This window comes from Actinosynnema sp. NPDC091369, from assembly GCF_044757065.1.
Classification (GTDB): Bacteria; Actinomycetota; Actinomycetes; order Mycobacteriales; family Pseudonocardiaceae; genus Actinosynnema.
In genome coordinates this window covers 288,224-312,144 of the sequence record NZ_JBIVUG010000003.1, presented here as the reverse complement: position 1 = coordinate 312,144, position 23,921 = coordinate 288,224, and the positions used below count along the sequence as shown (strand labels likewise).

Here is a 23,921-nt window from a genome sequence, read left to right as displayed (position 1 = left end):
TACCTGAACGTTCGACACGCGGGACCTGAACGTTCGACACGCGGGACCTGAACGTTCGACTCTCGCGTGAGTCCTACGTTCAGAACGCGTGAGTCGAACGCTCAGGTCTCGTGAGTCGAACGTTCAGGACCCCCGAGTTCGACGTTCGGGAACCGGGAGGGTGGCGGTAGCGTCTCCAGGTCCGTGTGGAAAGTGCTGACCGGGCTGGCCCTGGTCGTCCTCGTGGTCTGGCGGCCGAGCGTCGCGTCGTTCGGTGGAGCCGTGTTCGGGGCGTGGGCCGCGCACGCGGTGCTGCAACTCGGGTTGCTGGCGGGCGCGCTGGTGTTCCGGGTGCGCGTGTCCCTGGTCGAGATCGGGGTCGGCGGCGAGGTGCGCACGTGGACGAAGCCGCACCTGCGCGTGGTGTGGCGGACGATCCCGCTGCTGATGTCGCTCGGCCTCACGTCGGTCAAGGCGCCGGTCCGCCGTCGGCTGGCGCTGACCGGCCTCACGTCGGTGGCGCTGACCGCCGCGGTCGTGGCGGTGGTCTGGCTCGGCGCGCTGACCTGGTCGGACGTCGACCGGCCGTTCCTGCGCGGCGCCGCGGTCGCGGGCACGGCGGTGCTGCTCAACGGCCTGTGGCCGCGGCGCGGCGCGGGCACCACGTCACCCGGCTGGTTCCTGTTCTCCCTGCCCCGCCTGACCGGCCGCACGGCCGCGGAGTACGAGGCGACGCCCCTGGTCAACGAGGTCAGCGACGCGCTGGAGACCGGTGACCTCGACCGGGCCGAGGCCATCGCCGACGAGCTGGTCGAACGCCACCCCACGCTGCTGGTCGCGATCGGCGCGCGCACCGCCGTGCTGACCATGCGCGCGAAGTACGGCGAGGCCCTGCACGCGGTCAGCAGCCTCATGGGCCGCACGGACCTGGAGCAGCGCGACATGGCGTTCGTGCTCGCCGCGATGGCCAGCTCCACGGCCAACGCCGTCGAAGGCGGCCAACTGCCCGCGGACGTCGGCGTGCCCGCCGCCAAGCGCGCGGCGGACGGTGCGATGCAGTTCGGCTACCCGCGCTACCGCTGCACGGGCACGCTCGCGCAGCTCGCCCTCATCGAGGACGACCACGCCGGCGCGCTCGCCCTGGCCCGGCAGGCCAAGGCGACCAGCGAGAGCGCGCTGGCCCGTGCCGACGCGCTGGCCACGATCGCCCGCGCGCAGATGGCGGCCGGCGACAACGCGGCGGCCCGCGTCACGCTCGTCGAGGCTCGGCAGCTCGCCGGCTGGATGCCCCGCGTCGCGGAGACGACCGCCCGCCTCGACATCGCCTGACCGCTAGGCGGGCATGGTCGGCATGCCGCCGGGCGGCGCGGGCAGGCCGCACGTCGTCACGGTGTCGCCCACGACCTTCAGCCACCCCTGCACCTCGCCGCGCAGCTTGCCCGGGTCCGGCGCCACGGCGCCGGGCACGACCTTGCTCAACACGCTGAACAGCCCGGCGAACGACGTCATGGCCTGGGACAGGCACAGCTCGGGCCCGTGGAACCGGGACTCCGCCGGAGCCGTCATCGGCGGCGTGGGCAGGCACTTCGACGCCGTCATCGCCACCAGCACCCGGAGCGCGTCGCCCAGCGGCACGGCCGCCTTGTCCGGCGTGGGCGGGTTCGCGGCCAACGGCTCGATGACCTTCTTCAGCGTGTCCGCGAGCTGCGTCACCAGTCCCGCGCACGCGGCGGGAGGTTCCGCCGACTGCCGTCGCGCCGACGCGGCCGGGATGACGGCCACGGCGAGCAGGACGGCGAGCACCGTGCCGATCGTCGCGATTTTCCTCACGCCGCAAGCGTAAGCGCGAACCCGCCGCCGGCTCGCGGCGAAGCAGGCCGGTTCACCCGACCGTAGAGACCTCGTGCGCAAGCGTGAAGAACCGCCGGGATCAGATGACCGCCGGTCACGCCGGCGGTCATCTGATCGAGCGACGTCAGCCCGCCAGCACGACCCGGCCGAGTTCCGCCGGTGACGCGAGCAGGTCGTGCCGCGGCAGCACGCGCACCGTGTAGCCGACCGCGCCCGCGTGCGGCAGCGGCACCTCGATCTCGTAGTTGCCGTTGCCCGCGTAGCGCATCCCGTGCGTGACCACGTCGTACAGCTCGTCGGAGTCGCCGACCCGACCCAGCGCCACCTGCACGTCCACTTCGGACGGTTCCAGGCCGGCCAGCTCGATCCGGGCCCGCACGCCCACCGGCGCGCCGAGCTGCGGCGTGGCCGACCCGTTCAGCGACATCTCCGAGTCCAGCACCCGCACCCGCGTCCACGACGCCCGCAGCCGCTGCCGGTACGCGGCCAGCTCCTTCGCGCCGCGGTACCCCTCGCCGACCACCGAACCGGCCGACGACGCGGCGGGCGCGTACAGGTTCTCCACGTACTCGCGCACCATCCGCGACGCCTGCACGGCGGGGCCGAGCGACGCCAGCGTGTGCCGCACCATGGCCAGCCACCGGGTCGGCACGCCGTCCTCGCCCCGGTCGTAGAACAGCGGCGCGACCTGGCTGCCGAGCAGGTCGTACAGCGCGGCGGCCTCCAGGTCGTCGCGCCGGGTCGGGTCGGTGACGCCGTCGGCGGTCGGGATGGCCCAGCCGTTGCTGCCGTCGTACAGCTCGTCCCACCAGCCGTCGCGGATCGACAGGTTCAGGCCGCCGTTGAGCGCGGACTTCATGCCGGACGTGCCGCAAGCCTCCAGCGGGCGCATCGGGTTGTTCAGCCACACGTCGCAGCCCCAGTACAGGTACCGGGCCATGGACATGTCGTAGTCGGGCAGGAACACGATCCGGTGCCGCACGCCCGCGTCGTCGGCGTAGCGCACGATCTGCTGGATCAACGCCTTGCCGCCGTCGTCGGCCGGGTGCGACTTGCCCGCCACGACCAGCTGCACGGGCCGTTCGGGGTGCAGCAGCATCGAGCGCAGCCGCTCCGGGTCGCGCAGCATCAGCGTGAGCCGCTTGTAGGTCGGCACGCGGCGGGCGAAGCCGACGGTCAGCACGTCCGGGTCGAACACCGAGTCGGTCCAGCCCAGCTCCAGCGCCGACGCGCCGCGCTGCAACCAGGACGCGCGGGTGCGGCGGCGGACCTCGTGCACGAGCTTGGCCCGCAGGTCGTTGCGCAGCTCCCACAGCCGCTGGTCGGTGACCGGCTCGAACCCGCGCAGGCCGACGCCGGAGTCCTCGGTGTCGCCGACCAGGCGGCTCATCTCGGTGGCCGCCCAGGTGGGGCCGTGCACGCCGTTGGTGACCGAGCCGATCGGCACCTCCGAGGCGTCGAAGCCCGGCCACAGGCCGCGGAACATGTCGCGGCTGACGGTGCCGTGCAGCTTGGAAACGCCGTTCGCGCGCTGCGCGAGCCGCAGGCCCATGTGCGCCATGTTGAACAGGCCGGGGTTGTCCTCGGCGCCCAGCGCGAGGATGCGCTGGGTGTTCACGCCCGGCAGCAGCGACTCGGAGCCGAAGTAGTGCTGCACGAGGTCGACCGGGAACCGGTCGATGCCCGCGGGGACGGGCGTGTGCGTGGTGAACACCGTGCCCGCGCGGACCGCCGCCAGCGCCTGGTCGAAGTCCAGGCCCTCGCCCGTGACCAGCTCGCGGATGCGCTCCAGGCCGAGGAAGCCCGCGTGGCCCTCGTTGGTGTGGAACACCTCGGGCGCGGGGTGGCCGGTCAGGTCGCAGTACGTGCGCACGGCCCGGACGCCGCCGATGCCCGCCAGGATCTCCTGCCGGATGCGGTGGTCCTGGTCGCCGCCGTAGAGGCGGTCCGTGACGCCGCGCAGGTCGTCGTCGTTCTCCTCCACGTCGGAGTCGAGCAGCAGCAACGGGATGCGGCCGACCTGGGCCTTCCACACCTTGGCGCGCAGCACCCGGTCGCCGGGCATGGCGACGTGCACCAGGATCGGCGCGCCGGACGGTTCGGTGAGCAGCTCCAGCGGCAGGCCGCGCGGGTCGAGCACCGGGTAGTGCTCGATCTGCCAGCCGTCCAGGGACAGCGCCTGGCGGAAGTAGCCCGACCGGTAGAGCAGACCGACGGCGATCAGCGGCACGCCGAGGTCGGACGCGGCCTTGAGGTGGTCGCCCGCCAGCACGCCGAGGCCGCCGGAGTAGTTCGGCAGCGCTTCGGTGACGCCGAACTCCATGGAGAAGTAGGCGATCGCGCCGGGCAGCGGGTGCAGGTCGTGCTGCCCGTGCTCGCGGCGCTGCCCGATCTCGTCCTGGCGGCGCTGGAACCAGCGGGGTCCGGTGGTGTAGCGGTGCAGGTCGTCGGCCAGGGCTCGGGCGTGGGCGAGGAACTGCTCGTCGCGGGAGAGCGCGTCGAGGCGTTCGGGCGCGACCGTGGACAGCAGGCGCAACGGGTCGCCGCTCTCGGCCCACAGCTCGGGGTCGACCGACGCGAACAGGTCCTGGGTGGGCTGGTGCCACGTCCAGCGCAGGTTCGTGGCGAGGGTGCCCAGGGCCGTCAACGGCTCGGGCAGACTGGCTCGGACGGTGAACCGGCGAAGTGCTCGCATGGCGTCGGACCTTATCCCCCATCCAGCGGTGCCGAGCAACGGTCACCCGAACCGATGCAGGGACCGATACAGCTTCACCAGGGCAAACGCCGCCTTGCAAGTTATTTCGCCCACAGCGCGCAAGCGTTGGCGCCCGGTCTCGGCGACCCGGTCGCGCGTTACGCCGATCGGTCGCGGGGGACGTGGTGCCGTTGCCGGACCGACCGCCGTCTTGTCCGTGTATATGGCGCCGGTGGCCGCGGTGATCGACTTCTGCCCGGCGGAGGCGGGCCGGCGGTGTGATCACTCGCCCGATCGTGTGACCAGCACTCGCCCGAACGGTACCGGCGTGGCACGCCCGTCGAGCCGATCACCACCTGGGAATCTGCTCCTCCGTGGCGGGACGGGACCACCGCCAAGTGTGCAATCCAACCAGAAGGGGTAGGAACAGCGGGTAAGGGTCCCGGTGACGGCTGGTCCGGTCGCTGCGGGCAGACTTGCACGCGCAAGCGTCACACCAGGTGAGAGGGGCGCTGCCGATGAGCGGACGACTCGGAATCGACGATGTCTCCCCGACCGTGAGCGGCGGTCGCTACCCGGCGAAGGCCGTGGTCGGCGAACACGTCCCGGTCGAGGCCACGGTGTGGCGCGAGGGCCACGACGCCGTGGCCGCCACGGTGGCGTGGCGGGGACCGAACGACCGGGTCGCCAGACAGACGCGGATGGTGCCGCACGGCGTGGGCCTGGACCGCTGGGCCGCCACGATCGTGCCGGACGCCGAGGGCGCGTGGACGTTCCGGGTGGACGCCTGGAGCGACCCGTGGGCCACCTGGCAGCACGCCGTCGAGGTCAAGATCGCCGCCGGGCAGAGCGCGCACGAGCTGGAGAACGACCTGGAGGCGGGCGCCCGCCTGCTCGACCGCGTCAGCCGCCGCCCCGACCGGCGCCGGGAGAAGCCGCTGCTGGTCAACGCGGCCACCGCGCTGCGCGACGAGCACCGGCCCCTCGCCGAGCGGGTCGCGCCCGCCCTGGCCGGCGACGTCCGCCAGATCATGCACGACCACCCGGTCCGCGAGCTGATCACCAAGGGCAAGCCGCAGAAGGTGTGGGTCGACCGCAAGCGGGCGGCGTTCGGGTCCTGGTACGAGTTCTTCCCCCGCAGCACGGGCGGCGTGGACGAGTCGGGCGTCCCGGTGCACGGCACGTTCGTCACCGCCGCCAAGGAGCTGGACCGCATCGCGGCCATGGGCTTCGACGTCGCATACCTGCCCCCGATCCACCCAATCGGGCGGGTGAACCGCAAGGGCCCGAACAACACGCTCACCGCCACCGAGGACGACCCGGGCTCGACCTGGGCCATCGGCGCGGACGAGGGCGGGCACGACGCGATCCACCCCGAGCTGGGCACGATCGAGGACTTCGACGCGTTCGTGGCCCGCGCCCGCGAGCTCAACCTCGAGGTGGCGCTGGACCTGGCGCTCCAGTGCGCCCCCGACCACCCGTGGGTGCTGAAGAACCCCGAGTGGTTCACCACCCGACCGGACGGCTCGATCGCCTACGCGGAGAACCCGCCGAAGAAGTACCAGGACATCTACCCGGTCAACTTCGACAACGACCCGCAGGGCATCTACAACGAGGTGCTGCGCGTCGTGCTGCACTGGGTCGACCACGGGGTGCGGATCTTCCGGGTCGACAACCCGCACACCAAGCCGCCGGACTTCTGGGCGTGGCTGATCTGGGCGGTCAAGGACCGGCACCCGGACGTGCTGTTCCTGTCCGAGGCGTTCACCCGCCCGGCCCGGCTGTACGGCCTGGCCAAGCTCGGCTTCACGCAGAGCTACACCTACTTCACCTGGCGCACGACCAAGGAGGAGCTGACCGAGTTCGGCAACGAGCTGGTCGCGCACTGGGATGAGGCACGGCCCAACCTGTTCGTGAACACCCCGGACATCCTGCACGAATCGCTCCAGCACGGCGGTCCGGGCATGTTCGCGCTGCGCGCGGCGCTGGCGGCGACGATGGCGCCGACCTGGGGTGTGTACTCGGGCTACGAGCTGTTCGAGCACGAGGCGGTCCGGCCGGGCAGCGAGGAGTACCTGAACTCGGAGAAGTACCAGCTCCGCCCCCGCGACTACGCGGCGGCGGTGGCCGAGGGACGGTCGCTGGAACCGTGGTTGCGCAAGCTGAACGCGATCCGCCGGGCGCACCCGGCGTTGCAGCAGATGCGAACACTCCGGTTCCACCACGTCGACAACCCCGCGCTGATCGCCTACTCCAAGCAGGACCCGGGCACCGGCGACACGGTCGTCGTCGTGGTCAACCTGGACCCGCACAACGCGCAGGACGGCACAGTCTGGCTGGACCTGCCCACGCTCGGCGCCGACTGGCACGAGCGGCTGATCGCGCACGACGAGGTGTCCGGGGAGACCTGGGACTGGGGTCAGGCCAACTACGTCCGCCTGGAACCCTGGCGCGCCCCGGCGCACATCGTGGGCGTGCAGCGCCGGTTCTCCTAGGGCGCGGTCCAGCAGCCAGTCGAAGAACCAGCCCGGTCCCCTTTACCGAGTCCCCGTGCCCGCCGAAGAGCACGAGGGACGATCGAACGCACCCCCAATGAGGTGGGACGAGGTGGAGCACACATGCAAGAAGAGGCCCGACCCGACGCCGCGCTGGTAGGTCTGGAGAACGTGCCGCACACCGGCGAGGCCATCGGCGCCGACGGCCTGCTGGTGGAGCCGCAGGCCGAGGACTTCCGGTCGGCCAAGCTGGTGCCGCGCGACCCGAGCTGGTTCAAGGGCGCGGTGTTCTACGAGGTGCTGGTGCGCGCGTTCAGCGACTCCAACGGCGACGGCACAGGCGACCTGCGGGGCCTGGCGTCCCGGTTGGACTACCTGGAGTGGCTCGGCGTCGACTGCCTGTGGCTGCCGCCGTTCTACGCCTCGCCGCTGCGCGACGGTGGCTACGACATCTCCGACTTCCGCGCGGTGCTGCCGGAGTTCGGCTCGGTCGAGGACTTCGTGTACCTGCTGGACGAGGCGCACCGCCGGGGCATCCGGGTGATCACCGACCTGGTGCTCAACCACACCAGCGACGCCCACCCCTGGTTCCAGCAGTCGCGGACGGACCCCGACGGCCCCTACGGCGACTACTACGTCTGGAGCGACGACGACTCGAAGTACGCCGACGCGCGGATCATCTTCGTCGACACCGAGTCGTCCAACTGGACCTACGACCCGGTGCGCGGCCAGTTCTACTGGCACCGGTTCTTCTCCCACCAGCCGGACCTGAACTACGAGAACCCGCACGTCCAGGAGGCCATGCTGGACACCCTGCGGTTCTGGCTCGACCTGGGCATCGACGGGTTCCGGCTCGACGCCGTGCCGTACCTGTTCGAGCAGGAGGGCACGAACTGCGAGAACCTGCCGCGCACGCACGACTTCCTCAAGCGCTGCCGCAAGGTCGTCGACGACGAGTACCCCGGCCGGGTGCTGCTCGCCGAGGCCAACCAGTGGCCGTCGGACGTGGTGGAGTACTTCGGCGACCCCGAGGTCGGCGGCGACGAGTGCCACATGGCGTTCCACTTCCCGCTGATGCCGCGCATCTTCATGGCGGTGCGGCGCGAGTCGCGGTTCCCGATCTCGGAGATCCTGGCGCAGACCCCGGAGATCCCGTCCGGCGCGCAGTGGGGCATCTTCCTGCGCAACCACGACGAGCTGACGCTCGAGATGGTCACCGACGAAGAGCGCGACTACATGTACGCGGAGTACGCCAAGGACCCGCGGATGAAGGCCAACATCGGCATCAGACGGCGCCTGGCCCCGCTGCTGGAGAACGACCGCAACCAGCAGGAGCTGTTCACCGCCATGCTGCTGTCGCTGCCGGGATCGCCCGTCCTCTACTACGGCGACGAGATCGGCATGGGCGACAACATCTGGCTGGGCGACCGCGACGCCGTCCGCACCCCCATGCAGTGGACCCCCGACCGCAACGCCGGGTTCTCCAGCTGCGACCCGGGCCGGATCTACCTGCCGGTGATCATGGACCCGGTGTACGGCTACCAGGGCCTCAACGTCGAGGCGCAGCTGAACAACCAGTCGTCGCTGCTGCACTGGACGCGGCGGATGATCGAGGTGCGCAAGCAGCACCACGCGTTCGCGGAGGGCGACTTCACCGACCTGGGCGGCTCGAACCCGAGCGTGCTGGCCTACCGGCGGCGGTGGCTGCGGCCCGACGGCCACGAGGACGTCGTGCTGTGCGTGAACAACCTGTCGCGGTTCCCGCAGCCGGTCGAGCTGGACCTGTCGGAGCACCACGGCAGCAGGCCGGTGGAGCTGACCGGCGGCGTCGTCTTCCCCACCGTGGGTGACCTGCCCTACCTGCTGACCCTGCCCGGTCACGGCTTCTACTGGTTCCAGCTCGTGGAAGCCGGCGACGACAGCGAGCCGAGGTGATGGACGTGACCGAACCGCACGACCTGGTCGACGAGGTGATGGCCGAGCTGCCCGAGTGGCTGCCCGCGCAGCGGTGGTTCGGAGGCAAGGACCGCCCGGTCACCTCCATCCGCCCGCTGCGCACGACGGTGCTGCGGGCCGAGGAGCCGGTGCTGGTGCACCTCGTGGTCGAGGTGGCGCAGCCGGACCGGCGCGAGCCGTACCAGCTGCTGGTCACCGACCACGTGGAGAACCACGACGCCACGCACGTGCCGGAGCTGACCGGCGTGCTGCTCGACCTGATCGCGCAGGGCGCCGAGGTCGACGGCCTGCGGTTCGCGCACGAGCCGGACGTCGAGCTGCAGACCGGCCTGCGCGGCCGGCCGATCACGTCCGAGCAGTCCAACACCTCGATCGTGTTCGGCAGCCACTACATCCTCAAGCTGTTCCGCAAGCTGACCTACGGCGACAACCCGGACCTGGTGCTGCACCGGGCGCTGCGGCAGGTCGGGTGCGAGCACATCGCCCAGCCGCTCGGGTCGATCACCGGCCGGCTGGACGGCCAGACCACGACCGTCGGCATGCTGCAGCAGTTCATGCCGGACGCGGTGGACGGCTGGGCGATGGCCACGACCAGCGTGCGGGACCTGATGGCGGAGGCCGACCTGCACGCCGACGAGGTGGGCGGCGACTTCGCGGGCGAGGCGCAGCGACTCGGCCAAGCGGTGGCCAGTGTGCACGCGGACCTGGAGCGCGCCCTGGGCACGCAGCACGCGGACGCCGAGGACATCGACCGGACCGTGCGGGCGATGATCACGCGGCTGGACTCGGTGGTCGCCGCGGTGCCGGAGCTGCGGCCGTACGTGCCCGCGCTGCGGGAGGCGTTCGAGCAGGCCAGGGACACCCCGGACGCGGTGGCCGTGCAGCACATCCACGGCGACCTGCACCTGGGCCAGGTGCTGCGGACCGTGCAGGGGTGGCTGCTGATCGACTTCGAGGGCGAGCCGGGCTCGCCGATCGCCGAGCGGACCGCGCTGCGCTCGCCGTTGCGCGACGTGGCCGGGATGCTGCGATCCTTCGACTACGCGGCGCACCAGCTCCTGGTCGGCCAGCCGGAGGACCACCAGCTGACCGTGCGGGCGCTGGAGTGGGCGCGGCGCAACCGCGCGGCGTTCACCGAGGGCTACGCGGAGGCGGCGTCGGACTCGGTCGGCGACCCCCGCAAGCGGGGCTACCTGCTGCGGGCGTTCGAGCTGGACAAGGCCGTGTACGAGGTCGCGTACGAGCACGCGAACAGGCCGGAGTGGTTGACGGTCCCGTTGTCGTCGATCGCGCGGATCACTGGAGAGGGAGCGGTGCAGTCATGATCTCGCCCGAGGACGTCGACCGGCTGCTGGCCGGGGCGCACCACGACCCGCACTCGGTGCTCGGCGTGCACCACGTCCCCGAGGGCGTGGTCGCGCGGGCGCTGCGGCCGGGTGCGACCGCGGTGGCGGTGATGGCGGGTGACAAGCGGTTCGAGCTGGACCGGGTCGCCGACGGGCTGTTCGCGGGCGACCTGCCCGAGCACCCCGGCGACTACCGGCTCGAGGTCGAGTACGGCGACGACGTGGTGGAGGTCGACGACCCGTACCGGTGGCTGCCGACCGTCGGCGAGCTGGACCTGCACCTGATCGGCGAGGGGCGGCACGAGCGGCTGTGGGACGTGCTGGGCGCGCGGGTGCGCAGCTACGACACGCCCAACGGCCCGGTCTCGGGCGTCTCGTTCGCCGTGTGGGCTCCGACCGCGCGCGGCGTGCGGGTGTGCGGCGACTTCGACGGCTGGGACGGGCGGGCGAACCCGATGCGGTCGCTGGGCTCGTCCGGCGTGTGGGAGATCTTCATCCCCGGCGTCCCGGAGGGCACCCGGTACAAGTTCCGCATCCTCGGTCGTGACGGCGGGTGGCACGAGAAGGCCGACCCGATGGCGTTCGCCACCGAGACGCCGCCCCAGACTGCGTCGGTCGTCACCCGGTCCACGTACGAGTGGGGCGACGCGCAGTGGCGGGCCAAGCGCGACGCCACGCAGTGGATCAACGCGCCGATGAGCGTGTACGAGGTGCACCTGGGCTCGTGGAAGCCCGGCCTGGGGTACCGGGAGCTGGCCACGGAGCTGGCCGACTACGTGGTGGGCGCCGGGTTCACGCACGTGGAGCTGATGCCGGTGGCCGAGCACCCGTTCGGCGGGTCGTGGGGCTACCAGGTGACGTCGTACTACGCGCCGACGTCGCGGTTCGGCTCGCCGGACGACTTCCGGCACTTCGTGGACGTGCTGCACCAGCGCGGCGTCGGCGTGATCATGGACTGGGTGCCCGCGCACTTCCCGAAGGACTCGTGGGCGTTGGCGCGGTTCGACGGCAGCGCCCTGTACGAGCACGAGGACCCGCGCCGGGGCGAGCACCCCGACTGGGGCACGCTGGTGTTCGACTTCGGGCGCAACGAGGTGCGCAACTTCCTGGTCGCCAACGCCCTGTACTGGATCGAGGAGTTCCACATCGACGGCCTGCGGGTCGACGCGGTGGCCTCGATGCTGTACCTGGACTACTCGCGGCAGGAAGGGCAGTGGCTGCCCAACCAGTACGGCGGGCGGGAGAATTTGGACGCGGTGCGGTTCCTCCAGGAGCTGAACGCGACCGTCTACAAGCGCCACCCCGGCGTGGTGATGGTGGCCGAGGAGTCGACCGCGTGGCCGGGCGTGACCCGGCCGACGCACCTGGGCGGCCTCGGGTTCGGGTTCAAGTGGAACATGGGCTGGATGCACGACTCGCTGCACTACCTGTCGCGCGAGCCCATCCACCGGTCGTTCCACCACAACGAGATCACGTTCTCGCTGGTGTACGCGTGGAGCGAGAACTTCGTGCTGCCGCTGTCGCACGACGAGGTCGTGCACGGCAAGGGGTCGCTGTGGCAGCGGATGCCGGGTGACGACTGGAACAAGGCGGCCGGGCTGCGGTCGTTGCTGGCGTTCATGTGGGCGCACCCGGGCAAGCAGCTGCTGTTCATGGGCGGCGAGTTCGGGCAGCGGGAGGAGTGGTCGGAGAGCCGGTCGCTGGACTGGCACCTGCTGGAGTCGCCGCTGCACAGCGGCCTGCACCGGCTGATCTCCGACCTGAACCGCGTCTACACGGCCTCGCCCGCGCTCTACAGCGCGGACAACCGGCCCGAGGGGTTCTCGTGGATCGACGCGAACGACTCGGCGGGCAACGTGCTGAGCTTCCTGCGGATCGGTGAGGACGGCTCGGTGCTGGCGTGCGTGGCCAACTTCGCCGGCATGCCGCACCACGACTACCGGGTGGGGTTGCCGGTGGCGGGCCGGTGGCGCGAGGTGGTGAACACGGACTCGGAGGTCTACGGCGGCTCCGGCGTCGGCAACCTGGGCGTCGTGGAGGCGGAGGAGCGGCCGTGGCACGGTCGCCCGGCTTCGGCCGTGCTCCAGCTCCCGCCGGCGGGCGTCCTCTGGCTGACCCCGGAGAACCAACCGACCGCGGCCACCGTGACCAGGGCGGACGCGGCGGAGATCCAGGGCGGCCGGGTCGACGACGACGACCTCGACCCCATCCCGAACCGCACGGCGCTCGACAACACGTGAGCGTTCGACAGACCTGAGCACCCGACGGGCCGGGCGTTCGACACCCGGACGCCCGGCCCACTGGGACGAGATCGACCATGGCCACCCCGCCGACGGCTTCGCAGGGGTCCTCGCCCAGGGGACCCCTGCTTTTACCCTGCCACAGGGGTACGACAATTCCGGAAGCTGGTCGCGACCACTGCGGGCGACGACGTGCACGTGTACCGGGTGGGCGACGGCACGCGGGTCGCCACCCTGACCGGGCACACCGCCGAGGTGCAGTCGATCGCGTTCGCGCCCGACGGCGGGCTGCCGGCCGGCACCGGGTTGGACGCGACGATCCGGTTGTGGGACACCGCGACCTGGACCACGCGCACCGTGTTCGAGCCGCCCGAGACGGGGATGAGCTCGGTCGCGTTCACGCCGTCCGGCTCGGCCGTGGTGGCGGGCGCGGTGGGGACGAGCGTCTACTCGTGGGACCTGGCGACCGGGGACGTGATCACCCAGTACGCGACCGGGTCGGTGACCACGTTCGCCCTGGCCATGGCCGCCGACGGGCACACCCTGCTCAGCTCCGACTCCACCGGCGCGATCACCGTGTGGTCCTACCAGGGCACCACCCTGGGCCCGCGTGACGCCGTCCTGCTCGGCACGGCGTTCCAGCCCGGCGGCGGGCTACCGGCCACCACCAGCGGCAACGGCATGGTGCGGTCGTGGGTCCACCGCGGAGGGCGGTTGGTGCACGAGATGAAGGCGCGCGGAGTCGGAGGCGATTCCGGCAGGTCACACCGAGTACGGGTGGACCGCGACCTTCCCGGGTTCGAGGTGGACCTCGACCCACGAGCCGGCCACGTCGTCGGGCAGGGCGTCGACTCGGCCGAGGTCGACCACCGCGTCGGCCAGTTCCAGGTGCGCGAGTGCCGGAGCCGACGACGTGAGGCCCAGCCGGCCGCGAAAGAAGAGCCCGCGCTCGTCCTGGCCCAGGCGCGGCGCTTCGGCGTCGACCGGTCGGCAGTCGAGTCCCCACCGGAACTCCTCGTCCAGCTCCCACTCGACGTGGTGCGCGCCCGGTGTCGCCTCCAGGTCTCCGCACCAGCGGACCGTCGCGGTCCCGACCGAGGTCCGAACCCGGACCAGCACGGCACCGCCCGCGGACCCGGTGACCCCCTCCACCTGAACCAGCACGGGATCAGCATCGCGCACCGGGCGGCGGTCGTCCCCGGCCGGGCGGGGCCCGAACCGGGCGACGGGGAACGCCGTCGGCAGCCGGTCGGGACTGCCATGCTGAGCCCCATGGCGGACGAGGTGTGGGCGGTCGGCGAGGCGTACGAGGCTTACGTCGGGCGTTGGAGCGCGCCGGTCGCGCGGCGGTTCCTCCGGGTGCTGGGGCTGCCGCCGGGCCGCCGGTGGGTGGACGTCGGGTGTGGCACGGGGGCGTTGACGGCGGCGGTGCTGGAGGGCGCGGCGCCCGCCGAGGTGGTCGGGGTGGATCCCTCCGAGGGGTTCCTGGCCACGGCGAAGCACCGGGTCGCCGACCCGCGGGCCGCGTTCCACGTCGGGGACGCCCGTGCCCTGCCGCTGCCCGACCACGCCTTCGACGCGGTGGTCAGCGGCCTGGCGTTGAACTTCGTGCCCGACCCGGTCCGGGCGCTGGCCGAGTTCACCAGGGTCGCCGCGCCCGGTGGCGTGGTGGCCGCCTACGTCTGGGACTACGCCGAGGGCATGGCGATCACCCGGTTCTTCTGGGACGCCGCCACCGTGCTCGACCCCACCGCGACCGCCCTGCACGAGGGCAGGCGCTTCACCCTCTGCCGGCCCGAGCCGCTGCGCGAGCTGTGGACCGGAGCCGGGCTGACCGGCGTCCGGGTCGAAGCGCTGGAGGTGCCGACCACCTTCGCCGACTTCGACGACTTCTGGCGGCCGTTCCTCGGCGGCCAGGGACCGGCGCCCGGCTACGCCGCGTCCCTGCCCGAGGACCGCCGCCGCGCCCTCCGCGACCTGCTCCGCACCCGCCTGCCCACGCACCCGGACGGCTCGATCCGGCTCACCGCGCGGGCGTGGGTGGTCCGCGGCGTCACGACCCCGGCGTGAACCCCGGCAGCAGCTCGGGCAGGCGCGCGGCCCCGCGTTCGGTGACGAGGAGTTCCCTGGTGCCGTCCTGACGGCGGACCAGGTCGTCGGCCACGAACGCGTCCAGCACCAGCCGGCCGAGGTCGCCGCCCAGGTGCGGGACGCGGTGCGTGCGGTCCAGGCACGCCAGCGCCAGGCGGCGGCGGGGCGCGACGGCCCGCGGGTCGACGCCCAGGCGGTGCAACGCGGTCAGGTCGTCGCCCAGCGCCAGCTCGCCCGTGCGGCCGTCGGGCGGGTGCAGGGCGCCCGCCGAGACCAGCGCGGTGAACACCGAGATCCCCAGCCGGCCGGCCGCGTGGTCGTAGCAGGTGTGCGCGACGTCCACCGGTGACGACGCGCGCCGCGGCGCGGTGAGGTCGTCGTGGTGGGCGTAGCGGGCCAGCGCGGTGAGCACGTCGGCGATGTCGGGGCGGGCGACCTGGTAGACGGCGTGCCGACCGGTGTGCTCGACCGTGACGAGGCCGGCGGCGCGCAGGCGGGCGAGGTGGTTGCCCAGGCGCGGCGGCGTGACGCCCATGGCGTCGGCCAGCTGCACCATCGTGTGCGGGCCCTCGGCGGCGAGCAGTTGCAGCGCGGTGAGCCGGACCGGGTCGGCCAGCTCGCGGGCCAGCCCGACGACCGACGCCTGCACGGCGTTGCCGGAGTCCACCCATCCCGCCATGCACGCAACATACACGATTCCCTGAACTGTGATTGCGGCACCGCCGCGCACGGGTTACGGTCGCAGACACCGTTCATCGAATCGTGAAGGGTGAGTGCCGATGGGGTTGCGCGTACTGCTGTGGGGACGCGGCGTCTCGGCGCTCGGCGACGGCCTGTGGTTCACCACCTGGGCGTTGTTCTTCACCCGCGTGCTCGGGTTGCCGCTGGTCACGGTGGGTGTCGGCATGGCGGTGGCGGGTGCCGCGGGCCTGGTCGGGGCGGTGCCGCTCGGCGCGGCGGCCGACCGCTTCGACCCGCGGCTGGTGCTGGCCGCGATCACCGTCGTGCGGGCCTGCGCCATGGCGTCCTACCTGGCGGTGGACGGCACGTGGTCGTTCCTCGCCGCGACGGTCGCGTTCACCGCGCCCGCCAACGGCGGCAACGCGGTGCGCACGGCGCTGATCACCGGCCTGGTGGCCGACCAGGCGGCCCGCGTGCGGGCGTTGGCGCAGCAGCGGGTGGCGCAGCACATCGGTTACGCGGTCGGCGCCGGGCTGGGCGCGCTGGTCCTCACCGCCGACGACCACTCGACCTACGCCCTCGCCATCACCGGCAACGCGATCACGTTCGGCGTGCTCGCCGTGACGGCGCTGGCCGTGCGCAAACCGGCGGCGGTCGAGGGGACGCCACGCGCGCGTGCCGTGCTGACCGACCGCCCCTACCTGGCCGTCGTCGCCGTCACGTCGGTCCTGTCGCTGTGCTGGGTGATGCTGTCGACCGGCCTGCCGCTGTGGCTGTCCCGGTCCACGGACCTGCCGCTCGCGCTGGCCGGCGTGGTGGTGGTCGTCAGCTCGGTCGGCATCGCCGTGTTCCAGGTGCCGTTCGCGCGGTTCGCCCGCACCCCGGACCAGGCCGCGCGGACGGCGGTGCGGTCCGGGATCGCCCTCGCCGCGAGCTGCGTGCTGCTCGCCACGACCGCCGGCGGCTCGGGCGCGGCGGGTGTCGCGGTCGTGGTGGCCGCGGCGGCGCTGCACGTGGTCGGCGAACTCGGTTACGTGGCCGCGAACTGGGGGTTGTCGGTCGCCCTCATGCGTGACGAGTCGCGCGGGGCGTACCAGGGGGTGAACGAGGCCGCCACGGCCACCGTGCAGCTCTTCGGGCCGGCCGTCTTCACGTTCGCGCTCGGCGGCTTCGGCGCGGGCGGCTGGCTGGCCGCGGCCGCGATCTTCCTGGTCGCCGTCGCGCCCGTGCCCGCCCTGACGGGGTGGGCCACCCGCACGCGCGAACCCGCGATGCCGTCGAACCGCACCCCGTAGGGGTTGGCGGCAGGCACAATGGGCCAATGCGGCTCGTTTCGGCTCGGCTGGCCCTGCTGGCGGCGGTCATGGTCACGGCCAGTGCCTGCGCCCAGGTGATCCCCGGCAAACCCGTGGCGGGCGAAGCCGTCACCAAGGGCACGGTCGACCCGGGCTTCATCCGGGGCACCGACGGCGGCCCGATCGACCAGCTCGCGGCCACCGCCGTCACCGACATCGACACGTTCTGGCAGGAGGCGTTCCCGGACGCGTTCGACAAGCCGTGGGAGCCGATCGAGGGCGGCATCTACTCGGTCGACACGACCGACCCGGACGCCAAGCCCCCGCCGTGCACGGAGAAGGCCAGCGACGTGGAGGGCAACGCGTTCTACTGCCCCAGCGCCGACGCCATCGCCTGGGACCGCGCCGCGCTGCTGCCCGTGCTCAAGGACCGGTTCGGCGACGCGGCCGTGGTGATCGTGCTGGCCCACGAGATGGGCCACGCCGTGCAGAACCGGATGGGCATCACCCCGGAGGCCGAGCGGCGGGAGCCGCAGCGGTTCCCCACCATCCTGACCGAGGCGATGGCCGACTGCTTCGCGGGCGCGTTCATCAAGTGGGTCAACGACGGCAAGTCCGAGCACCTCGACATCGGCTCCGACACGCTGGACTCGGCGCTCGGCGCGCTGATCACGTTCCGCGACCCGGTCGGCACCTCGCCGAGCGACCGGTCCGCGCACGGCAACGCGTTCGACCGGGTGTCCGCGTTCCAGGACGGCTACCAGCAGGGCACCGAGTTCTGCGGCGCCATGTCGATCGACAACCGGGTGTTCACCCAGCAGGCGTTCACCTCCGTCGACGACCGCGACCGCGGCGGCAACCTGCCGTTCGACGAGATGCTGGAGAACGTCACCCCCGACCTGAACCTGTACTACAAGGCCCTCGTCGAGCAGGCGGGCAAGAAGTGGACCGACCCGAAGGCCACGCCCACCGAGGAGGAGCCGGACTGCTCCGGTGACCAGGGGCCGGTCGCGTACTGCCCGGCCGACAAGTCGGTGGAGTTCGAGGTCGAGGCCGACCTGCCCGAGCTGCACGCCGAGATCGGCGACTACGCCACCGGCGTGCTGCTGGCCAGCCGCTACGGGATGGCCGCGATGGCGGCGGTCGGCGCGGACCTCGACGGTGAACGGGCCGCGACCAGCGCGTTGTGCCTGGCGGGCGCGTACACGCGGGAGGTGTTCACCCGGCAGCAGGGGTTCGGGCTCTCCCCCGGCGACCTGGACGAGGCCGTGCAGGTGCTGCTGGCCTACGACTACGCGGCACGGGACGCGACCGGGTCCACGGCGCTCGAACCGGGGTTCAAGCGGGTCGAGGTGTTCCGCGGCGGCGTGTTCGAGGGCACCAAAGCCTGCGGTGTGGCCTGACCGCGCGGGCCGGCCAAGTAGGGTTCGGGCTCGGATCGGCACGACCGGGATGGGGCTTGGGCATGGCTCGACGGGCTTGGGTTGCTGCGACGCTCGCCGCCGCGGTGGCGTTGACGGGGTGCACCCAGACGGTGAGCGGGGTGGGCCGGTCGGAGCGGCCCGACGTCACCAAGGTGGCCGGGCTGGAGATCACCACCGGTGAGAGCGGCCCGAAACCGGGCGTGCCCGACGCGGACCTCCAGGTGGAGAACGGCGACGGCGGCGAGATGGACCGGCTCGCCATCAACACCCTGGCCGACGTCGAGGAGTACTGGGCCGAGCAGCTGCCCGCCCGGTTCGGCAAGGAGTTCGAGCCGGTCAAGCGGCTGGTGTCCTACGACTCCAACGGCAAGGGCGTGGAGATCTGCCGCACCAACACCGCAGGCGTGGCGAACGCGTTCTACTGCTCGCTGGACGACTCGATCGCGTGGGACCGCGGCGAGCTGCTGCCGATGCTGGACGACGCGTTCGGGCCGATGTCGGTGGTGACCGTGCTGGCCCACGAGATGGGTCACGCGATCCAGTACAAGCTCGGCGACATCGGCGGCATCAACCAGGCCACCCCGTCGATCATCAAGGAGCAGCAGGCCGACTGCTACGCGGGCAACTTCTTCCGCTGGGTCGCCGAGGGCAAGTCCAAGCACTTCCGCATCTCGACCGGGCCGGGGTTGAACCAGGTCCTGGCGACGATGTTCTTCATCCGGGACGCGGCCGGCACGTCGGCCGACAAGCAGGGCGCGCACGGCAGCGCGTTCGACCGGGTGGCGGCGTTCCAGTTCGGGTTCGCCGGGGACCCGTCGCGGTGCGCGGAGATCGACGAGGCCGAGATCAAGGCGCGGATCACGCAGCAGAAGTTCGACTCGGACGACAAGGACACCGGCCAGGGCAAGGGCAACCTCAAGGTGGACGACGAGCGCTCGCTCCAGCTGCTGGAGGAGTCGCTGCGGGCCGCGTTCAACGACGCCGCCGCCACCCCGCCGACCCTGTCCACCGACTCGGACCAGACCTGCACCGACGGCGGCGACACCTCCCCCGCCGCGTACTGCCCGTCCACGAACTCCATCTCCATCGACCTGCCCGACCTGGTGAAGATCGGCACGCCGCCGAAGCGGGGGCAGAAGGGCGGGATCGGCGACTTCGCCGCGTTCGCCGAGATCGCGTCGCGGTTCGCGCTGTCCATCCAGAAGGCGACGGGCTACGGGCTGGAGGGCCCGGCGGCCGGGTTGCGCACGGCGTGCCTGACCGGGGCGTGGGCCGGGACGACCACCCAGAACGGGGCCAAGCTGCGCCTGTCGTCCGGTGACCTGGACGAGGCCGTGGCCGAGCTGCTGGCGGACAAGAGCCTGATCGCGGCCGACGTGAACGGCACCGTGGTGCCGTCCGGCTTCGCCCGCGTCGAGTCGTTCCGCGACGGCTTCTACCAGGGCGCCGGCCTCTGCACCCGCAAGTACGCCGGCTGAGCCGGCTGCACGCGGCACCTGTCCGGTGATCGGCCTGCCTCGCCGGCGGCAATGCCGGGTGCGCATCACCTCCGGCGGCCGGTCGTCGCACACCGCACCCGGGTCCGCCCGGCCGGGTCCCCGGTGAAGGGGCACCCGGTCGGGCGGGACGGGCTCAGAACAGGGCGCTGGCCAGGTTCCGGCGGGCCTTGGCGACGCGGTCGTCGTCCGGCGGGAAGAGCTCGAACAGGCTCACCAGGTGTTCGCGGACCCGGTCGCGGTCGTCGCCGAAGACGCGGCGGATCGTGTCGACCAGGCGCTTGAACGACTGCTCGACGTCGTTGGTCGCCAGTTCCAGGTCCGCCGCCGCGAGCTGGGCGTCCACGTCGTCCGGGTTGGCGTCGGCCTTCGCGATGGCGTCCGCGGGCACGGCCTCGGCGCGGGCCGTGAACCGGACCTGGGCCAGGGCCGCCTTCGCCTCGGCGTTGCCCGGCTCGGCGGCCAGGATCGCCTCGTAGGCGGCCTCCGCGGCGGCGAAGTCGCCCTGCTCGAACGCCTCCTCGGCGGCCGTGAAGCGGGGGTCCTCCGGTTCCGCGGCGGGCTCCTCGCCGGTCGCGGGGCGGTTGGCCTCGGCGGCCTTGATGCCCGGCAGCCGGTCGCGCAGGGCGTCCAGCAGGCGGGTGATCCACTGGCCGAACTCGGCGTCCGGTAGCGGACCGGCGAACGCGTCGATGGGCTGGCCGCCGGCGATCGCGACCACGGTCGGCACCGACTGCACGCCGAACACCTGGCCGATGCGCGGGTTGGCGTCCAGGTCGACCCTGGCCAGCAGCCAGGTGCCGCCGCCCGCCCTGGCGGCGCGTTCCAGCACCGGGGAGAGCTGGCCCGCCTCGGGGCTCCACGACGCGGTCAGCTCGACCACGACCGGGACGTCCAGGGAACGCTCGACCACCGACTGGAACGTCGCCTCGGTGACGTCCAGCACCCACGGGCTCGGACCGGCGTCCGAGCCGCCGCCGGAACCGGAGCCCGGCGACGGGGGTGGGGTGGTGGCGCGCTGCCTCGCGGCGTCGGCCCGGGCCTTCAGCGCGCCGAGGTCGACCGCCCCGGACAGCGCGGCGGACAGTGCGGCGGTCTTTCGGGGGTCTGGCCTTGTCACGCCTTCCATCCTGGCACGAGTCCGGCGGCGGGCCGCGCGCGGCTAGCCGGGGAGTTGCGCGACCGGGTCGATCGCCATCGGGTTGGTCCGCATGGCCTCGTTCAGACGCCCCAGGCGGAGCGCGATCGGGGTCATCAGCTCGGCGAAGCGGGCGGTGCCGGCCGCGCCCAGGACGTCCCACGGACGGGTGGCGACCTCGTCGGTGCGGCGTTCGACGTCCTCGCGCAGCGCCAGACCGGCCGGGGTGAGCCCGCCGTCGAACAACCCGCGCTCGCCGAGGGCCGCTTCGGCTTCCCGCCACTCCTGCTCCGACCAGCCACGCGCGGTGCGCATGTACGCCGGGTCCAGGCCCTTGTCGGCGCTGAACAGCACCAACGTCTCGCACGGCCCCAGGTCGGCGGCCACCAGCGCGGCGATGTGCCCGTCACCGCGCGACTCGCGCAACGTCGTGCACGCCTGCCACAGCGCGAGGTGCGGCTCGTCGGGCAAGGGCAGCACCCGGTTCGCCGCGCCCAGCACCCGCCCGGCCAGCGGCACGGCCTCGGCCGCCTGCCCGGCCAGCTCGGCGGCCTCGGCGACGTCCAGGCTCTCCAGCATCCGCCGCAGGGCCCGGTCGACGCCCTCCAGCCGTGCTTCGAGGAAGCGGGCGGGGCTCGCCACGTCCCACGCGTCGGGCAGCGCGCGGGCCACCATGCGCGGGTGGAAGCTGAAGAACGCGGCGGTCACGACCTCCGGCGCCGCCGCGCCCAGCGGTGCCGCGCGCTGGCCGAAGTAGCCCATCCAGCCGCCCTTGCAGCCCAGCGCGTCGGTGACCGCCCGTGATTCCGGCGAGAAGTACGTGACGTCGTGGTACGTCTCGAAGCGCACCCACAGGTCTCGAGGCTCCATGAGCGTCAATTTAGTAGGACGTCCTACTAAATGTCTGCCCCCAGGTGCTGCTCGACCCGCTCCACCTTGGCCGTGAGCTGGCCCGTCCAGCCCGGCCGGATGTCCGCCTTGAGCACCAGGCTGACCCGCGGCGCGGTCGCCTGCACGGCCTCGGTCGCCTTCTTGACCACCGCCATCACCTCGTCCCACTCGCCCTCGACCAGCGTGAACATCGCGTTGGTCTCGTTGGGCAGGCCGGACTCGCGGACCACCCGCACGGCTTGGGCGACCGCCTCGGCCACCCCGTCGGACTCCCCGCCGAGCGGGCTGACACTGAACGCGACGAGCACTACTGCCTCCTGGTCGGGGTACCCACTGGTAGCTTCGGCGCATGACGTCCCAGCCGCTGCCGTTCGACCCCATCGCGCGCGCCGCCGAGCTGTGGGAGAAGCGGATCGGACCGTCGACGGCGATGGCGGCGGTCACCAGCGTCATGCGAGTACAGCAGATCATCCAGTCCGCCGTGGACGCCGCCCTCAAGCCGCACGGGCTGACGTTCGCGCGGTTCGAGGCGCTGGTGCTCCTGACGTTCGCCCGCACGGGCAGCCTGCCGATGCGGGTCATGGGCGAACGCCTCCAGCTGCACCCGACGAGCGTCACGAACATCGTGGACCGGCTGGAAGCCGACGGGCTCGTGCGCCGCAACCCCCACCCCACCGACCGGCGCACCACCCTCGTGGAGATCACCGAGGCCGGGCACGCCCGGCGCGAGGCGGCCACGGAGGCCGTGACGAGCGTCGAGTTCGGCCTGCGCGGGCTCACCGACCGGCAGACCGAGCAGCTGACCGACCTGCTGGCGAAGGTCCGCCGCGCGGTCGGCGACTTCGAGGACTGAATTCGGTCGACAGGCCGCCGCCGGCCCGGCCACGCTGCACGGCGTGCGGGAGATCAGGGCTCTGGTGACGGTCGGCGGCCGGTACGTGGGCGAGGCCGAACCGTTCACCGTCGACAGTCCGTGGTGGAACGACGTCGAACCCGTGACCGCGCGCCTGGACGCGGTGCTCGGCGTGACGACGAGCGTGTTGCGGCTGGTCGGGACCACGACGCCGGCGATGCGCGACGGCGTGGTGACCTACCAGGTGGAGGCCGACCGGGTGCCCGCGCGCGGGCTGTCGGCCGGTTCGGCGCGGCACGAGTTCCCCGACCACCCGCTGCGGCTGCCGTGGGCGCGTCCGGGCGGGCCGGCGGCGTTGGTGGAGTGGGCGCGGCGGCACGTCGACGTGACCGGGCCGGCCGTGCAGGTGAAGACGTGGAACCTGTCGTGCCTGTACCGGCTGCCGACGGCGGGCGGCACCGCGTGGGCGAAGGCGACGCCGCCGTTCCTGGCGGACGAGGCCGAGGTGATCGGGCTGGTGGCGTCGGTCGACCCGACGCTGGCGCCGTCGCTGATCGCGGCCGAGCCCGGCCGGGTGCTGCTCGCGGAGGCCCCCGGGGTGGACTGCTGGCGCCCCGGCGCGGACGTCGTGGAGCGGATCGTGCCGCGGTGGGTGGCGGTGCAGGCGGCGTTGGCCGGTCCGCCGCGGTTGCGGGTGCGCGGGGTGCGGGTGCCGGACTTCGGGTTGCCGGACACGCTGCTGCACGGGGACTTCCACCCGGGCAACTGGCGTTCCGGCGGGGTGGTGCTGGACTGGGGTGACGCGCACTGGGGTCACCCGGCGCTGGACGCGGCGCGGCTGATCGGGTTCGTCGCGCCGGAGTTCCGGCCGTCGATCGAGCGCGCGTGGGTCGAGGCGTGGTCGCACCACTTCCCGTCGAGCGATCCGGCGAGCGCGCTGCGGCACGCCCGGCCGGCGTCACACCTCGTCGGCGCGGTGGTGTACCAGGAGTTCCTGGACAACATCGAGCCGAGCGAACGCGTCTACCACCTCGGTGACCCGGAGGCGGAGCTGGAACGCGCTCAGTCGTTGGCGGTCTGAACCGCGTCCTCGGTCTCGTCCAGGCGGCCGGTGCGGTTGGCCCAGCGCTCGAAGACGACGGTGCCGAAGGGCGGGATGCTCGCGACCAGGCCGAGGATCAGCGTCCGGCGGTCCCAGCGGTGCGCCAGCATCAACGTCACCAGCACGTAGCCGACGAAGATCGCGCCGTGCACGGGCCCGAAGACCTTCACGCCGATCTCGTTCCCGACCACGACGTACTTGAAGAACATGCCGATCAACAGACCGGCCCACGACACCGCCTCGGCCAGGGCGAGCAGGCGAAACCGACCAACAGCGCTGCTGAACATGCCTCCATTGTGCTTCGTGACCCCCCTCACCCCCTCCCCACCCCTCGAGAGTCCTACGTTCGGAGCGCGAGAGTCCTACGTTCGCGCGCCCTGAGTTGAAC

The 23,921-nt window shown here is 72.5% G+C and carries 18 protein-coding genes; 11 read left to right on the top strand and 7 right to left on the bottom strand.

Annotated elements, in window-relative coordinates; translation table 11 throughout:
• Positions 1-183 precede the first annotated feature (183 nt).
• A complete protein-coding gene (locus ACIQMJ_RS13930; RefSeq protein ID WP_499761346.1) occupies positions 184-1,308 on the top strand; it encodes a tetratricopeptide repeat protein in 1,125 nt (374 codons plus the stop codon).
• A 3-nt stretch (positions 1,309-1,311) separates the two neighbouring features.
• Here ACIQMJ_RS13930 and ACIQMJ_RS13925 read toward each other — a convergent pair whose 3' ends face one another.
• Complete coding sequence (locus ACIQMJ_RS13925; RefSeq protein WP_499761345.1) at positions 1,312-1,809, bottom strand: hypothetical protein; 498 nt, start codon at positions 1,807-1,809, stop codon at positions 1,312-1,314.
• Positions 1,810-1,954: 145 nt separating this feature from the next.
• Positions 1,955-4,525, bottom strand: coding sequence for an alpha-glucan family phosphorylase (glgP, locus tag ACIQMJ_RS13920; protein ID WP_499761344.1), 2,571 nt, complete (start codon positions 4,523-4,525; stop codon positions 1,955-1,957).
• A 518-nt stretch (positions 4,526-5,043) separates the two neighbouring features.
• Between glgP and ACIQMJ_RS13915 the strand changes: the two genes are divergently transcribed.
• The 5 genes from ACIQMJ_RS13915 to ACIQMJ_RS13895 all read left to right on the top strand — a co-directional run bounded on the left by ACIQMJ_RS13915 (position 5,044) and on the right by ACIQMJ_RS13895 (position 14,632).
• Positions 5,044-7,020 carry an alpha-1,4-glucan--maltose-1-phosphate maltosyltransferase gene (locus ACIQMJ_RS13915; protein ID WP_499761343.1) on the top strand — a complete coding sequence of 659 codons (1,977 nt, stop codon included), beginning with the start codon at positions 5,044-5,046 and terminating at the stop codon, positions 7,018-7,020.
• 123 nt (positions 7,021-7,143) lie between these two features.
• Positions 7,144-8,955 carry a maltose alpha-D-glucosyltransferase gene (gene treS, locus ACIQMJ_RS13910; RefSeq protein ID WP_499761342.1) on the top strand — a complete coding sequence of 604 codons (1,812 nt, stop codon included), beginning with the start codon at positions 7,144-7,146 and terminating at the stop codon, positions 8,953-8,955.
• Between the two features lie 5 nt (positions 8,956-8,960).
• On the top strand, positions 8,961-10,301 hold the full coding sequence (locus ACIQMJ_RS13905) for a maltokinase N-terminal cap-like domain-containing protein (RefSeq protein WP_499761341.1): 1,341 nt from the start codon (positions 8,961-8,963) through the stop codon (positions 10,299-10,301).
• Positions 10,298-12,562, top strand: a complete 2,265-nt coding sequence (gene glgB / locus ACIQMJ_RS13900; protein ID WP_499761340.1) for a 1,4-alpha-glucan branching protein GlgB — start codon at positions 10,298-10,300, stop codon at positions 12,560-12,562. Before ACIQMJ_RS13905 ends, glgB begins: the two co-directional genes overlap by 4 nt.
• A 192-nt stretch (positions 12,563-12,754) precedes the next feature.
• A complete protein-coding gene (locus ACIQMJ_RS13895; RefSeq protein WP_499761339.1) occupies positions 12,755-14,632 on the top strand; it encodes a methyltransferase domain-containing protein in 1,878 nt (625 codons plus the stop codon).
• Here ACIQMJ_RS13895 and ACIQMJ_RS13890 read toward each other — a convergent pair.
• Positions 14,616-15,332 carry an ArsR/SmtB family transcription factor gene (locus ACIQMJ_RS13890; RefSeq protein WP_499761338.1) on the bottom strand — a complete coding sequence of 239 codons (717 nt, stop codon included), beginning with the start codon at positions 15,330-15,332 and terminating at the stop codon, positions 14,616-14,618. The two genes, ACIQMJ_RS13895 and ACIQMJ_RS13890, sit on opposite strands and share 17 nt — an antisense overlap.
• Before the next feature lie 100 nt (positions 15,333-15,432).
• Here ACIQMJ_RS13890 and ACIQMJ_RS13885 point away from each other — a divergent pair, with 100 nt between their 5' ends.
• The 3 genes from ACIQMJ_RS13885 (at position 15,433) to ACIQMJ_RS13875 (ending at position 19,531) form a co-directional block, all read left to right on the top strand.
• A complete protein-coding gene (locus tag ACIQMJ_RS13885; RefSeq protein WP_499761337.1) occupies positions 15,433-16,629 on the top strand; it encodes an MFS transporter in 1,197 nt (398 codons plus the stop codon).
• Positions 16,630-16,655: 26 nt separating this feature from the next.
• Entirely contained in the window at positions 16,656-18,032 is a 1,377-nt protein-coding gene (locus ACIQMJ_RS13880) for a neutral zinc metallopeptidase (protein ID WP_499761336.1), read from the top strand.
• 62 nt (positions 18,033-18,094) lie between these two features.
• Positions 18,095-19,531, top strand: coding sequence for a neutral zinc metallopeptidase (locus tag ACIQMJ_RS13875; protein WP_499761335.1), 1,437 nt, complete (start codon positions 18,095-18,097; stop codon positions 19,529-19,531).
• A 154-nt stretch (positions 19,532-19,685) separates the two neighbouring features.
• On the opposite strand, the gene ACIQMJ_RS13870 is transcribed toward ACIQMJ_RS13875, so the two are convergent.
• From ACIQMJ_RS13870 to ACIQMJ_RS13860, 3 genes are read right to left on the bottom strand one after another with little or no spacing between them, the layout of a single operon-like run.
• A complete protein-coding gene (locus ACIQMJ_RS13870; RefSeq protein WP_499761334.1) occupies positions 19,686-20,669 on the bottom strand; it encodes a co-chaperone YbbN in 984 nt (327 codons plus the stop codon).
• A gap of 42 nt (positions 20,670-20,711) precedes the next feature.
• On the bottom strand, positions 20,712-21,557 hold the full coding sequence (locus ACIQMJ_RS13865) for an SCO6745 family protein (RefSeq protein ID WP_499761333.1): 846 nt from the start codon (positions 21,555-21,557) through the stop codon (positions 20,712-20,714).
• A gap of 26 nt (positions 21,558-21,583) precedes the next feature.
• Positions 21,584-21,886, bottom strand: coding sequence for an MTH1187 family thiamine-binding protein (locus ACIQMJ_RS13860; protein ID WP_499761332.1), 303 nt, complete (start codon positions 21,884-21,886; stop codon positions 21,584-21,586).
• A gap of 41 nt (positions 21,887-21,927) precedes the next feature.
• Between ACIQMJ_RS13860 and ACIQMJ_RS13855 the strand changes: the two genes are divergently transcribed.
• A complete protein-coding gene (locus ACIQMJ_RS13855) occupies positions 21,928-22,431 on the top strand; it encodes a MarR family winged helix-turn-helix transcriptional regulator (RefSeq protein ID WP_077009514.1) in 504 nt (167 codons plus the stop codon).
• A 43-nt stretch (positions 22,432-22,474) separates the two neighbouring features.
• Positions 22,475-23,512 carry a phosphotransferase gene (locus ACIQMJ_RS13850; protein WP_499761331.1) on the top strand — a complete coding sequence of 346 codons (1,038 nt, stop codon included), beginning with the start codon at positions 22,475-22,477 and terminating at the stop codon, positions 23,510-23,512.
• Here the strand turns inward: ACIQMJ_RS13850 and ACIQMJ_RS13845 are convergent.
• Positions 23,494-23,820: a DUF3817 domain-containing protein gene (locus ACIQMJ_RS13845; protein ID WP_499761330.1), complete on the bottom strand. Its 327-nt coding sequence runs from the start codon at positions 23,818-23,820 to the stop codon at positions 23,494-23,496. The two genes, ACIQMJ_RS13850 and ACIQMJ_RS13845, sit on opposite strands and share 19 nt — an antisense overlap.
• Positions 23,821-23,921: the final 101 nt, after the last annotated feature.